This is a genomic window from Microbacterium sp. NPDC090281 (genome assembly GCF_044769635.1).
Classification (GTDB): domain Bacteria; phylum Actinomycetota; class Actinomycetes; order Actinomycetales; family Microbacteriaceae; genus Microbacterium.
Window position 1 is genome coordinate 771,856 of sequence record NZ_JBIVYH010000001.1, and the last position, 13,909, is coordinate 785,764.

Below are 13,909 nucleotides of genomic sequence, written 5' to 3' on the forward strand. Positions count from 1 at the left end.
GAGGAGCGCATGACCAACCCGCAGACCGGTTCCCAGAATCAAGACCAGCAGTCCGCCCTCGAGCAGTTCGGCATCAACCTCACCGATCGTGCGCGCCAGGGCAAGCTCGACCCCGTGATCGGACGCGACAGCGAGATCCGGCGCGTCAGCCAGGTGCTCACCCGCCGCACGAAGAACAACCCCGTGCTGATCGGTGAGCCCGGCGTCGGCAAGACCGCGGTCGTCGAGGGCCTCGCCCAGCGCATCGTCGCGGGTGACGTCGCCGAATCCCTGAAGGGTAAGGAGCTGGTCACGCTCGACATCTCCGCCCTCGTGGCCGGCGCCATGTATCGCGGGCAGTTCGAAGAGCGGCTGAAGCAGGTGCTCAAGGAGATCACCGAGTCCGACGGGCAGGTCATCACCTTCATCGACGAGCTGCATGTGCTGATGGGCGCGGGCGGCGGCGAAGGTTCGGTCGCGGCATCCAACATGCTCAAGCCCATGCTGGCCCGCGGTGAACTGCGGCTGATCGGTGCGACCACCCTCAACGAATACCGCGAGTTCATCGAGAAGGATGCTGCTCTCGAGCGCCGCTTCCAGCAGGTCTATGTCGGCGAGCCCACGGTCGAGGACACGATCGCGATCCTCCGCGGACTCAAGGGGCGCTATGAGGCCCACCACGGTGTCACGATCTCGGACAGCGCCCTCGTCGCAGCTGCCGCACTGTCGGATCGGTACCTCCCCTCCCGTCAGTTGCCGGACAAGGCCATCGACCTGGTCGACGAGTCGATGTCCCGGCTCAAGATGGAGATCGATTCCTCACCGGTGGAGATCGACCAGCTCAAGCGCCAGGTCGACCGGATGAAGCTCGAAGAGCTCGCGCTCAAGCGCGAGAAGGATGCCGCGTCGAAGGAGCGCCTCGGCGCTCTGCGCGAGCAGCTCGTCGGCATGGAGCGCCAGCTCGCCGAACTCGAGGCGCGCTGGGCGCGTGAGCGTCAGGGACTGAACCGGGTCGGCGACCTGAAGAAGCAGCTCGACGACGCCATCACTCAGCGCGACCTCGCCATGCGCAACGCCGACTACACGAAGGCCTCGAAGCTGGAGTACGAGACCATCAAGCGCCTGGAGCGCGACATCGCCGAGGCTGAGGAGGCGGAGGCCGCGACGCGCGACGAACCCCGCATGGTCAACGAGCAGGTCACCGACGAAGACATCGCCGCCGTGATCGCCGCGTGGACCGGCATCCCCGTCGGGCGGCTGCTGCAGGGCGAGAGCGAGAAGCTGCTGCACCTGGAGAACGAGCTCGGCAAGCGCCTGATCGGGCAGAAGGATGCCGTGAAGGCCGTGTCGGATGCCGTCCGACGCTCACGGGCCGGCATCAGCGACCCCGGTCGTCCGACCGGTTCGTTCCTGTTCCTCGGGCCGACGGGTGTCGGCAAGACCGAGCTCGCCAAGGCGCTCGCGGAGTTCCTGTTCGACGATGAGCACGCCATGGTGCGCATCGACATGTCGGAGTACGGCGAGAAGCACTCGGTGTCCCGACTCGTCGGGGCCCCTCCCGGGTACGTCGGCTACGAGCAGGGCGGTCAGCTGACCGAGGCCGTGCGGCGTCGCCCGTACAGCGTCATCCTGCTCGACGAGGTCGAGAAGGCGCACCCCGAGGTGTTCGACGTGCTGCTGCAGGTGCTCGACGACGGTCGTCTGACCGACGGACAGGGGCGCACGGTCGACTTCACGAACGTGATCCTCATCCTCACGTCGAACCTGGGCTCGCCGATCCTCATCGACCCGCTGCTCGCACCCGATGAGAAGCGCGACCAGGTCATGGCTCTCGTGCGCCAGGCGTTCCGCCCGGAGTTCCTGAACCGACTCGATGACATCGTGATGTTCTCGGCCCTGAGTGAAGACGACCTCGCGCAGATCGTCGAGCTCTCGATCGACCAGCTTCACAAGCGTCTGAAGGATCGCCGGCTCACGCTCGCGGTCACCCCTGACGCCCGGTCGTGGCTGGCCGCGCGCGGCTACGACCCGATGTTCGGTGCCCGTCCGCTGCGTCGCCTCATCCAGAGCGAGGTACAGAACAAGCTGGCCACCGCGCTGCTCTCGGGTGGCGTGCACGACGGCGACTCCGTCCGCGTCGACATGGCCGCCGACGGCACGGGCCTCGTCCTCACCTCGGCGACGCCGGAACCCGAGGTCGACGATGACGACGTGATCGAAGCCGAGCTTCTCGACTGAGTCGCAGATCAGCAGATCAGCAGAACAGCAGATCAGCAGAAACGCGAAGGGATGCTTCCGAGATGCGGAAGCATCCCTTCGTCATGTGAAATTAATCGTTGACGACACTCCGTCCCGATGGTAGACCTGGGTACACCCCGATGGCGGGGATCCTGGATCAGCAGACAGGAAAACACTGAGCTGGCCCCCTGTGGGGTCGGCCCTCGACTCCACTCGTATGGACAGGAGTCTCGTCATGTCGCAGCGCACCGCCAGGGTGTGGGTGAAGAACCCCCTCGGGATCTACACGGGAACGGACGCGGATGCCGCGGGCGGTCTCGTGATCGCCGGTGATCGCATCGCGGAGCTGATCCCTGCCGGCGGCGCTCCCGCCGAGCCCGTCGACGAGGTCGTCGACGCTTCGCGGCACGTCGTCATCCCGGGCCTGATCAACACGCACCACCACTTCTACCAGACGCTCACCCGCGCCTGGACGCCGGTCGTCAGCGCTGAGCTCTTCCCCTGGCTCAAGGGCCTGTATGGCGTGTGGGCCGGCCTCACGCCGCGCGATCTCGAACTCGCGACGACGGCGGCACTCGCCGAACTCCTGCTGTCGGGCTGCACCACTGCCGCGGACCACCACTACCTCTTCCCGGAGGGCCTCGAAGACGGCATCGACGTGCAGGTCGACGTCGTGCGCCGGCTCGGCATGCGCGCCACGCTCACGCGCGGTTCCATGTCGCTCGGAGAGGAAGACGGTGGACTCCCGCCGCAGCGCACCGTGCAGGATCCGGAGGTGATCCTCGCCGACAGCGAGCGACTCATCAGCACGTATCACGAGCGCGGCGACGGTGCCTTCGTGCAGATCGGCCTCGCGCCGTGCTCACCGTTCTCGGTGACCACCGGCATGATGCGCGACACCGCGGCTCTCGCCGAACAGCTGGATGTGCGCCTGCACACCCACCTCGCGGAGACCCTGGACGAAGAGGACTTCTGCCGCGAGATGTTCGGTCTGCGCACGGTCGACTACCTCGAGAGCGTCGGCTGGCTGTCGGACCGCACCTGGCTCGCGCACGGCATCCACTTCGACGATGCCGAGATCGTGCGTCTGGGGGCTGCGGGCACCTCAGTCTCGCACTGCGCGACCTCGAACATGCGCCTCGCCTCGGGCATCGCGCGCACGCTCGAACTCGAGGCGGCCGGAGCGCCGGTCGGCCTCGGAGTCGACGGGTCGGCCTCGAACGACGGCTCGAACATGATCCAGGAAGTGCGCCAGGCGCTCTACCTGCAGCGGCTGCGCTACGGTGCCGCCGCCGTCACGCCCGAGCGGGCACTGAGCTGGGCCACCGCAGGCTCGGCACGCGCGCTCGGACGCGGCGACATCGGTGTGCTCGCACCCGGCAAGCAGGCCGACCTCGCGATGTTCACCCTCAACGAGTTGCGGTTCTCCGGAAGCCACGATCCGGTCGCCGCCCTTCTCCTGTGCGGCGCCGAGCGCGCCGACAAGGTGATGGTCGGCGGTCGGTGGCGTGTGCTCGATGGCCAGATCGTCGGACTCGACGTCGCTCAACTCATCGCCCACCACAGCGAGGCCGCACGGAAGCTCCTCGCCAGACACTCCTGAACGCAATCCACCCTGAACGCAATCCACGCCCCAGACGGCGAACCCACCCATAACGACGAAGAGGTCGAAATGAACAAGAACAAGAGTGCAGCACGCCCCGAAGACGAGCGCCTGCCGCTCGGGGTCACCATCGCCTACGGGATCCAGCACGTGCTCACGATGTACGGCGGCATCATCGCGCCACCGCTCATCATCGGCTCCATGGCCGGACTCAACGGCTCCGAGATCGGCGTCCTCATCACGGCCTGCCTGTTCATGGGCGGGCTCGCCACGATCCTGCAGACCGTCGGCATCCCCTTCTTCGGGTCGCAGCTCCCGCTCGTGCAGGGCGTCTCCTTCGCCGGAGTGGCGACCATGGGGGCCATCGTGACCAGCGGGGGCGGGCTGCCGGCCATCTTCGGCTCCGTGATCGTCGCGTCCGTGATCGGTCTGCTGATCGCGCCCGTGTTCGCGACGATCATCCGGTTCTTCCCTCCCGTTGTCACGGGAGCGGTGATCACCACGATCGGTCTGACACTGCTGCCCGTCGCCGCCGGCTGGGCGATGGGCGGGAACAGCAGCGCGCCGGACTACGGTGCTCCGGAGAACCTGCTGCTCGCCGGCATCACCTTCCTGATCGTGCTGGCACTCAGCAAGGTCGGCATCGGTGTGATCTCGCGGCTGTCGATCCTGCTGGCGATCGTTGTGGGCACCGTCATCGCCGCGCTCCTCGGGAGGGTCGACTTCAGCGCGGTGGGCGAGGGGCCGATCTTCGCGCTGCCCAGCCCCTTCGCGTTCGGGATGCCGACGTTCGAGATCGCCGCCATCATCTCGATGTTCATCGTGATCCTGGTGACGCTCACCGAGACGACCGCCGACATCCTCGCGGTCGGCGAGATCGTGGGCACGAAGGTCGACTCGAAGCGTATCGCCGCGGGGCTCAGGGCTGACATGCTCTCCAGCGCCGTCTCGCCCGTGTTCGGCTCGTTCACGCAGTCGGCCTTCGCGCAGAACGTGGGTCTGGTCGCTATCACCGGCGTGAAGAGCCGGTTCGTCGTAACTGCCGGTGGTGTGGTGCTGGTCGTTCTGGGACTGCTTCCGGTGCTCGGCCGTGTGGTCGCCGCCGTGCCCGCACCGGTACTCGGCGGTGCCGGGATCGTGCTGTTCGGCAGCGTCGCCGCGAGCGGTATCCGCACGCTCGCCAAGGTCGACTATCGCGGCAACATGAACCTGATCATCGTGGCCTCGGCGATCGGAATCGGCATGCTCCCGATCGCCGCCCCCACCATCTACGACCAGATGCCGGCCTGGTTCACGACGATCTTCCACTCGGGGATCAGCTCTGCCGCGGTCACCGCGATCCTGCTCAACCTGCTGTTCAACCACCTCGGGAAGAAGCCCGGAAAGGATGCCTCTGTGTTCGCCGCGGCACCGACCCGGAACATCCCGGTGGCCTACCTCGATGCGTTCGAAGACGGCGACTCGATCGTCGACGGCAAGATCGTCGACAAGCACGGCAACGAGGTGAAGGCGGAGCACTCCTGACGCTGAGCGCGCGGGGGAGGTCGGCCATACGAGGATCAGCGCTGGGTGGGGCGAGCTGCAGAAGCTGCGGCGAGGGCCGTGCCGGTGAGTGATCGCTCGTCATGCACGATCTCCGCCGGCGTGCCAGTGAAGATGAGGCGGCCTCCCTCCGACCCGGCGCCGGGGCCGATGTCGACGATGTGATCGGCGCGGGCGACCACCCGCAGGTTGTGCTCGACGACGACCAGGGTCGTGCCCTCGTCGAGCAGATCGTCGAAGAGACGGTTGATGGTGTCGACATCGTCGGGGTGAAGGCCCGAGGTCGGCTCGTCGAGGACGATGAGGTCTGCCCGGTCGCGCTGCGGGTCGCTGAGGTGTCGGGCCAGCAGCAGCCGCTGTTTCTCGCCGCCGGAGAGGGTGTCGAGCGAGCGTCCGACCGGGATGTAGCTCAGGCCGGTGCGCTGCACCCAGTCGAGGGCCGACACGACATCGGCATGCGTGGCGAAGAGCGCGCTGACCTCGGCGGGAGTGGAGGCCAGCACATCGGCGATCGATGCGCCGTCGACCTGCACCCCGAGCGCGGTCGGGTTGAAGCGCAGTCCGCCACAGGCGTCGCACGGGAGGGAGACGTCGTCGAGGAACGCGAGCTCGGTCGTGATGTGTCCCCGTCCGCGGCAGGTGGGGCAGGCCCCGCGGGAGTTGAAGCTGAACCACGATGCGTCGAGGCCGGATGCTGCGGCGAACACCTCACGTACGGTGTCGGCGATGCGCAGGATGCTCAGCGTCGTCGACCGGGCGCCGCCGCGCAGCGGATCCTGCCCGACGACGGTGAACTCCGGGTGCTGGCGTGGCAGCTCAGCCGTCGCGAAGGAGCTCTTGCCCGAACCGGCGACTCCCGTGACGGCGGTGAGCACACCGAGCGGGATGTCGACGTCGAAACCGCGGAGGTTGTGCGATCGCGCATTCTTCACCGTGACGCTCCCGCTGGCCGGTCGCACCGATGTGGCGAGCCGCAGCGGCTCGGCGAGCAGTCGTCCGGTGAGGGTGTCGCTGTGGCGAAGTGCTGCCGGTGCTCCTTCGAACTGCACGATCCCGCCGGCGGAACCCGCCCCGGGTCCGAGGTCGACGACGTGGTCTGCGACGGCGATCACCTGCGGGTGGTGCTCGACGACGAGGATCGTGTTGCCTGCATCGCGCAGCCGCTGCAGCAGGGCCACGAGCCGCTGGATGTCGGCGGGGTGCAATCCGGTGCTGGGCTCGTCGAAGACATAGGTGACGTCGGTGAGGGCGCTGCCGAGGTGGCGCACGATCTTGACGCGCTGGGCCTCGCCGCCGGACAGGCTGGCCGACTCGCGGTCGAGCGTGAGGTAGCCGAGGCCGACCGAGAGCAGGGCATCGAGCACGTGACGGATGCCCCCGACCGCCGGTGCCACTCGAGGGTCGTCGAACTCGTCGAGCAGCGCGTGCAGCTCGGCCACCGGCATGTGCATCCAGTCCACGATCGAGCGTCCGTCGATGAGGCTCGCCCGTGCGGCCGCGTTCACCCGCGCGCCGTGGCAGTCCGGGCACGTGTGGTGGGTGACCAGTCGGTCGAGCTCTTCGCGCACCGAGGCCGACATCTTCACCGGGCGCTGCTTGAGGAAGACGTCGCGCATCCGCGTGATCACCCCGTCGAAGCGGGCGCTCTGCGGGAACCGCGGATCGGGGTCGTCGAGCTTGAGCTTGTCGGCGTAGAGGAACTGCTCCATCTCCTCGGCCGTGTAGTCCTTGAGCGGCTTCTCGCGGTCGAACAGCCCGCAGTACGCGAAGCGCTTCCACCGGTACACACCCGGACGGAACAGGCTGAACCGCACCGGTCCCTCGTCGATGTTCTTCTCGGGATCGATCAGCGCGTCGATGTCGATGTCGTACACCGTGCCGAGCCCCTCGCAGGTCGGACACATGCCGGATGGATCGTTGAACGAGTAGGCGGGGGAGTAACCGGCCGAGGGTTCGCCGACGCGCGAGAACACGAGGCGCACGAGGGAGGCCAGGTCGGTCGCGGTCGCCACGGTCGAGCGCGCGTTGCCCGTGAACCGGCGCTGGTCGATGAGCACCGTGAAGGTCAGGCCGTCCATCGCCTGCACGTCGGGCGCCGGCATCTGCGGCAGTCGCGCGCGGATGAAGGTCGAGTAGGAGTCGTTGACGAGCCGCTGCGCCTCGGCGGCGATCGTGTCGAGCACGAGGGAGGATTTGCCGGAGCCGGAGACGCCGGTGAAGACGGTCAGCAGCTTCTTGGGAACGTCGACGGAGACGTCGCGGAGGTTGTTCGTCCGCGCACCCGTGATGCGGAGAAGGTCCATCCGCACACGCTAACGGGGCCCCCGGACAATCCGGAGGCCCCGTTCGGAGAGAGCGTGGGTCAGGCGCTGAGGATGACCGTCTCAGCGATCGGACGACGCACGCGCGGGGCGACCTCGCGCTCCTGCAGCACCTCGGGCAGGGCCTCGATGTCGCCGAACTCGCCGACGGCGAAGACCGTGAAGGGCACGAAGCGCGGCTCGAGGTCGGCGAACTCGCGGACCACCTCGGGGTCGAAGCCGCTCATCTGGTGCACGAGCAGGCCGTCGTGGTGGGCCTGGACGGAGAAGTGCGCGACGGCCTGACCGAGGTCGTAGAGCGCGTGCGTGATCGGGGTGCCGGAGGCGTCGGTGGTCTCGGCGACCGCGACGACGAGTACGGCCGCATTGCCGGCCCACGCCTGGTTGAAGCCCATCAGCGCGTCGACGACCTGCGCGTGCAGCGCGGTGCCGCGACGGGCGACGATGAAGCGCCAGGGCTGGGAGTTGCTGGCGGAGGGGCTCCAGCGCGCGGCCTCGAGGGCGGTGGCGAGCTTGGCCTCGTCGATCGAGTTCTGCGCGTCGAAGGCGCGGGGGCTCCAGCGGCCGGCGAGGACGTCGAGGACGGGGTGCTCGGTCGGTGCGGTGCGGTCGATCACGGGAGTGCTCACAGAAGTGCCTTTCGGAAGGAGTGGATCGGACTCCTTCGTCCGGGTACAGGGGAACAAACAGATGCATGTGCATGCATATTCCCGGATGGCCGGATGTCTCGCCAGCGAGCAGATTCTGATCGCCCCCACGAACAGCGTCACGCCGAGGGCGAGGATGATCGCGAGCACCCCGGCCGACGGCGTGTGCGCGACGTCGAGCCAGACGATGGCGTAGGTCGCGACGGCCGCGACCGGGAATGTGAAGGACCAGAATCCCAGGGTGAAGGGGAGGCGGCGGTAACGGGGGAGGGCGGCGAGCTGCGCGATGACGAGGATCGCCGCGACGCCAGCGAAGGCGAACGATGACGGCGAGGCGACCTGATCGGTCAGGGCGAAAAGTGCGAGGCCTCCGACCGCAGGCGGGGCCATGAGCACGGCGAGGGTCGGGGCGAGCGCGGCCGGCAGTGGCGGACGACTGACCATGCGCACGATCAGCAGGGTGGTCATGATCACCCAGAACAGGCATCCGACGCCGAAGGCCGCCCAGCCGAGCCCGTGCAGACCGAGCGCGTCAGCGGTACTCGCGGTGATGAATCCGCCGGCGACCGTCGGCAGGATGTAGCCGCCGTGGAGGGTGCCGAGCTCGATCCGCCCGGTCATCCAGGTGCTCACGAGCCAGCCGGAGTACCCGGCCGTGGCGATCATCGACGCGATCGCGATGGTCGCCCCGACGGCGGGGAGCCAGGATGCGACATCGGCGCCGATGAGCATCCCGACCAGTGGCACGATGACGGCGAGCGGCCCTTGGACGGGATCGCGCAACTGATCCCGCAGCGGCTTCCCGCTGCGGCCTCCTCTGACCGCGTGAGCGGCGAGCAGCCAGACCGTCGCCACGGCCGAGAGGGCCCAGAAGACCTGGGCGAGCTGGGGCGGGATGGCGGCGACGGCGGTCATCGCAGACCAGGTCGAGGCGACTCCGGTGATGCCCAGAGCGATCGCGAAGGTGTTCAGGGGGACCCGGTCGATGCTGCCGGGGCAGTTCTGCATGGCATCGCTCCTCGTGGTAACACTTCACATGTTACGGCAGGGGAGTGCGGCCGGGTTCAGACCGGGAGGTTGTGCGATGCGGCGTCGGCGAGTGCGCTGCGCACCGCGCGGATCGACGGGGCGTCGGCCGACACCCGCCGCGCGGAGGAGAAGATCTCGCGCCGCGGCTCATGGGGGAGCGGCGCCAGGTCGACGGTCGGGGTGTCGCCCGCCCACACGAGCTCCGGCAGCAGCCCGACGGCGAGCCCGGCGTGGATCAGTCGCACGTGGGCGGTGAGGTCGGCGATCTCGAAGCGCACGTCGGGTTCGAACCCCGCGGTGCGGCAGAGCTGCTCGGCCCAGGCGCGAGATGCGGTGCCGGCGGGTTCGAGCACCCACGGCTCTTCGCGGGTCGACCACAGCTCCGCGAGGGCATCCGCATGCCTGGGGGCTCCGGGGCGTCGGGCGAGGGCGATCGCGTCGTGCGCGAGCACCACCCGGTCGAGGTCGGCGTGGATCGGGCGCGTGCGGCCGGGGTACTGCTCGGCGAGGATCAGGTCGAAGTCGCGGCTGGACACCCCGACCAGTCCGGTCTCCGGGTCGCACTCGGTGACCTCGACCCGCAGAGCCGGATGTCGGTCTTTGAGGGCTTCGAGCCCCCGGGGGAGGAGCGAGTGCGCCGTCGACTGGAACACCGCGATGCGCACGGTGCCCGTCACCTCGGTGAGCGATTCGGCGACCGCGACCTCGGCGTGCTCGAGCTGATCGAGGATGCCGATGGCCTCGGCGACCAGCACGTTTCCCTGCGGTGTGAGCTGCACCCCGCGCCCCACTCGACGCAGCAGCGGCACGCCCACGTCGCGCTCCAGAGCGCTCAGCTGCTGCGACACCGAGGCCTTGCTGTAGGACAGGGCATCGGCCACGGCCGACAGCGTTCCACGGCGCGAGAGCTCCACGAGCATCCGCAGTCGGTTCACGTCCAGCACGGCGGCATCCTTCGTTCAGCTTGAGTGAACAGAATCCACGCAAATCGGTTGATAGACGGAGCCTACCGAGCGGCAGGACAATGAACCAGCCCGCACACGAAACCCCGGTGTGCGCTCTCTTGGAAGGTCCCACCGATGCCTGTCGCCGCCGACACCACCACCCCCCGCACCGAAGACGTCGCCGCCCTGGTGCAGCGCTGGCTCGTCGAGAGCGAGACGCACCCCGTCGAGCCTGCCGCCCAGCGCCTGTCCGAGGTGCTCAAGGACCCGAACGGACTCGCGTTCACGGTCGGCTTCGTCGACGGCGTGATGCGTCCGGAAGACCTGCGCGTCGCCGGCCGCAAGCTCGCCGAGCTGAGCGACATCACCCCGGCGCTGCTGCCCGGCTACCTGCGCGCCGCGATCAAGACAGGCGGCTTCTGGGCGCCGAAGCTCCCCGGTGTCGTCGTGCCGATCTCGCGCCGCGTGCTGCGCGCGATGGTCGGACACCTCGTGCTGGACGCCACACCTTCCAAGCTCGGCCCCGCGATCGCGAAGCTGCGCAAGAGTGGCAACCGCCTGAACCTCAACCTTCTCGGCGAGGCCGTGCTCGGCGAGCGCGAAGCAGGACACCGTCTGCAGGGCACCCGAGACTTCCTCGCCCGCGACGACGTCGACTACGTGTCGATCAAGGTCTCCAGCGTCGTCAGCCAGCTGTCGATGTGGTCGTTCGATGAGGCCGTGGCCGATGTCGTCGAGAAGCTCACCCCGCTCTACGAGCTTGCCGCCAAGGCCGAAGCCAAGGGCAAGGCCAAGTTCATCAACCTCGACATGGAGGAGTACCGCGACCTCGACCTGACGATCGCGGCCTTCACGAGCATCCTCGACCAGCCGGGGCTGGAGAACCTCGAAGCCGGCATCGTGCTGCAGGCCTACCTGCCCGACGCCCTCGGCGCCATGCAGCATCTGCAGGAGTGGGCGGCCGCCCGCCGCGCGAAGGGCGGAGCGCCGATCAAGGTGCGCGTCGTCAAGGGCGCGAACCTGGCGATGGAAGAGGTCGACGCCGCGATCCACGGCTGGCCGCTCGCCACCTACGGCACCAAGCAGGACGCCGACACCAACTACAAGCGGGTGCTCGACTGGGCGATGACGCCGGAGCGACTGGATGCCGTGCGCATCGGCGTCGCGGGCCACAACCTGTTCGACATCGCCTACACCTGGCTGCTCGCCGAGGCGCGCGGGGTGGCCGACCCCACGGGCGCCGACCCCCTCGTCGAGTACGAGATGCTGCTGGGCATGGCGACCGGCCAGGCCGAGGCAGTCCGCAAGGACGTCGGCCGTCTGCTGCTGTACACACCGGTCGTGAACCCGGCCGAGTTCGACGTGGCGATCGCGTACCTCGTGCGCCGCCTCGAAGAGAACGCCAGCCCGGAGAACTTCATGTCGGCGGTGTTCGAGCTCGCCTCGAACCCGACGCTCCTCACCCGGGAGCGGGAGCGCTTCGAGCGCTCGCTCGCCGCGCTCGCGACCGATGAGCCGCAATACGTCCCGGCGGCCCACCGCGTGCAGGACCGTACCGCTGCAGTGCCGGCCGGCACGACCACGGGCTTCGAGAACCAGGCCGACACCGACCCGGCCATCGCCGCGAACCGCGCGTGGGGTCGCGAGATCCTCGGCCGCTCGGTCGGATCGACGCTCGGCCTCGACAGCATCGCGCTGGCCAAGGTCGAGACGGATGCCGAACTCGACGGCATCTTCACCGCAGCGACCGCCGCGGCCGAGAAGTGGGCGGCGCTGCCGGCCGCCGACCGCGCCGCCGTGCTGCACCGAGCCGGAGACGAGCTCGCCGCACGTCGTGGTCAGCTCATCGAGATCATGGCCCACGAGGCGGGCAAGACCATCGCCGAGGCCGACCCCGAGATCAGCGAGGCCATCGACTTCGCGCACTACTACGCCGAGCGCGCGAAGGACCTCGAGACCGTCTCGGGTGCCGAGTTCGTGCCGTCGAAGGTCACCGTGGTCACTCCGCCGTGGAACTTCCCGGTCGCCATCCCCGCCGGCGGTGTGCTCGCGGGCCTGGCCTCGGGCTCCGCGGTGATCATCAAGCCCGCCAAGCTCACGCAGCGCTGCGGCGCCGTGATGATCGAGGCGCTGTGGGCCGCCGGTGTGCCGCGCGACCTGCTCGCGCTCGTCGACCTCGCGTCGCGCGACCTCGGCACGCGTCTGGTCGCCGGTCCCGCGGTGGACCGCGTGATCCTCACGGGTGCGTACGAGACGGCACAGCTGTTCCGCTCGTTCCGCTCCGACCTGCCGCTGCTCGCCGAGACCAGCGGCAAGAACGCGATCATCGTGACCCCCTCCGCGGACCTCGACCTCGCCGCCGCCGATGTGGCCCGCAGCGCGTTCGGGCACGCGGGGCAGAAGTGCTCCGCGGCGTCGCTCGCCATCCTCGTCGGGTCGGTCGCCGACTCGAAGCGGTTCGAGCGTCAGCTGGTGGATGCCGTGACCTCGATGCGCATCGGTCTGCCCGACGACCCTGCCACCCAGATGGGTCCGATCATCGAGCCCGCGAACGGCAAGCTGCTCACCGCGCTCACGAAGCTGGAGAAGGGCGAGCGCTGGCTGGTGAAGCCGCGCAAGCTCGACGAGGACGGGAAGCAATGGACGCCGGGCGTGAAGACCGGTGTGCGCGAGGGCTCGTACTTCCACCTGACCGAGTTCTTCGGCCCGGTGCTCGGCATCATGCACGCCAAGGACCTCGATGAGGCCCTGCGCCTGCAGAACGCGGTCGACTACGGCCTCACCGCCGGCATCCACTCGCTCGACTCCGACGAGGTCGCCACCTGGCTCGACCGCGTCGAGGCCGGCAACCTGTACGTGAACCGCGGCATCACGGGCGCGATCGTGCAGCGTCAGCCGTTCGGCGGCTGGAAGCGTTCGGCCGTCGGAGCGGGCGCCAAGGCCGGAGGCCCGAACTACCTCTTCGGTCTCGGTGAGTGGACGCCGTCGGACCTTCCGGTCGCCGCTCCCGACGCGGCCGTCGTACCCGCGGTCGGTGCACTGCTGGATGCTGCCGCAGCCGAAGTCGACGCGGCCGAGTCTGACTGGCTGCACCGCGCCGCCGCATCCGACGAGCGCGCCTGGGTCGACGAGTTCGGCGCGGTGAGCGACAAGTCCGGACTCGGGGTCGAGCGCAACCTCTTCCGCTACCGCCCGGTCGCGGTCGACGTGCGCATCGCAGACGAAGCCCCGCTGGTGGACGGCATCCGTGTGCTCGCCGCCGCCCTGCGCAGCGGCAGCCCGTTCACGGTGTCGGCTCCGGCCCTGCCCTCGCGCGTCGAGAAGGCGCTGCGGGCGCACGGCGTGACGGTGAAGCACGAGTCGGACGCCGCGTGGACCAAGCGCTACGCCAAGGCGGCGAACTCCTGGCACCGCGTGCGTCTGGTCGGTGGCGACGCCGCGGCTCTGCACGAGGCGCTCGACGGAAGCCCCGATGTCGCGGTCTGGTCGCACGCCGTGACCGGTGCCGGCCGGGTCGAGATGCTGCCGTTCCTGCACGAGCAGGCCGTGTCGATCACGAACCACCGCTTCGGCAACCCGACCACCCTCGCCGACGGCGTGATCTGA

Annotated in this window: 7 protein-coding genes and 1 pseudogene; 4 read left to right on the forward strand and 4 right to left on the reverse strand. The window is 68.9% G+C overall.

Annotation, left to right across the window (positions count from 1 at the left end):
- Positions 1 to 9 precede the first annotated feature (9 nt).
- From ACIQTX_RS03665 to ACIQTX_RS03675, 3 genes are all read left to right on the forward strand, one after another.
- A complete protein-coding gene (locus ACIQTX_RS03665) occupies positions 10 to 2,217 on the forward strand; it encodes an ATP-dependent Clp protease ATP-binding subunit (RefSeq protein WP_402969015.1) in 2,208 nt (735 codons plus the stop codon).
- Between the two features lie 235 nt (positions 2,218 to 2,452).
- Positions 2,453 to 3,820, forward strand: a complete 1,368-nt coding sequence (locus ACIQTX_RS03670; protein WP_402969018.1) for an 8-oxoguanine deaminase — start codon at positions 2,453 to 2,455, stop codon at positions 3,818 to 3,820.
- 69 nt (positions 3,821 to 3,889) lie between these two features.
- Positions 3,890 to 5,344, forward strand: coding sequence for a nucleobase:cation symporter-2 family protein (locus ACIQTX_RS03675; protein ID WP_402969024.1), 1,455 nt, complete (start codon positions 3,890 to 3,892; stop codon positions 5,342 to 5,344).
- Positions 5,345 to 5,379: 35 nt separating this feature from the next.
- On the opposite strand, the gene ACIQTX_RS03680 is transcribed toward ACIQTX_RS03675, so the two are convergent.
- The 4 genes and pseudogenes from ACIQTX_RS03680 to ACIQTX_RS03695 form a co-directional block, all read right to left on the reverse strand.
- Positions 5,380 to 7,665, reverse strand: coding sequence for an ATP-binding cassette domain-containing protein (locus ACIQTX_RS03680; protein WP_402969027.1), 2,286 nt, complete (start codon positions 7,663 to 7,665; stop codon positions 5,380 to 5,382).
- 59 nt (positions 7,666 to 7,724) lie between these two features.
- The gene (locus ACIQTX_RS03685) at positions 7,725 to 8,312 is read right to left on the reverse strand and encodes a nitroreductase family protein (RefSeq protein ID WP_028501454.1); all 588 of its coding nucleotides are present in this window, start codon (positions 8,310 to 8,312) and stop codon (positions 7,725 to 7,727) included.
- Positions 8,313 to 8,444: 132 nt separating this feature from the next.
- A pseudogene (locus ACIQTX_RS03690) lies at positions 8,445 to 9,338 on the reverse strand (transporter); the annotation flags it as partial.
- A 56-nt stretch (positions 9,339 to 9,394) separates the two neighbouring features.
- Positions 9,395 to 10,303, reverse strand: a complete 909-nt coding sequence (locus ACIQTX_RS03695) for a LysR substrate-binding domain-containing protein (RefSeq protein ID WP_402969030.1) — start codon at positions 10,301 to 10,303, stop codon at positions 9,395 to 9,397.
- A 135-nt stretch (positions 10,304 to 10,438) separates the two neighbouring features.
- Here ACIQTX_RS03695 and ACIQTX_RS03700 point away from each other — a divergent pair, with 135 nt between their 5' ends.
- On the forward strand, positions 10,439 to 13,909 hold the full coding sequence (locus ACIQTX_RS03700; RefSeq protein ID WP_402969033.1) for a proline dehydrogenase family protein: 3,471 nt from the start codon (positions 10,439 to 10,441) through the stop codon (positions 13,907 to 13,909).

Excerpts from the sequence above, each read along its gene's own strand:
- ACIQTX_RS03665 (WP_402969015.1), top strand. The coding sequence starts at position 10 with ATGACCAACCCGCAGACCGGTTCCCAGAATCAAGACCAGCAGTCCGCC.
- ACIQTX_RS03670 (WP_402969018.1), top strand. The coding sequence starts at position 2,453 with ATGTCGCAGCGCACCGCCAGGGTGTGGGTGAAGAACCCCCTCGGGATC.
- ACIQTX_RS03700 (WP_402969033.1), top strand. The coding sequence starts at position 10,439 with ATGCCTGTCGCCGCCGACACCACCACCCCCCGCACCGAAGACGTCGCC.
- ACIQTX_RS03680 (WP_402969027.1), bottom strand. The coding sequence starts at position 7,665 with ATGGACCTTCTCCGCATCACGGGTGCGCGGACGAACAACCTCCGCGAC.
- ACIQTX_RS03675 (WP_402969024.1), top strand. The coding sequence starts at position 3,890 with ATGAACAAGAACAAGAGTGCAGCACGCCCCGAAGACGAGCGCCTGCCG.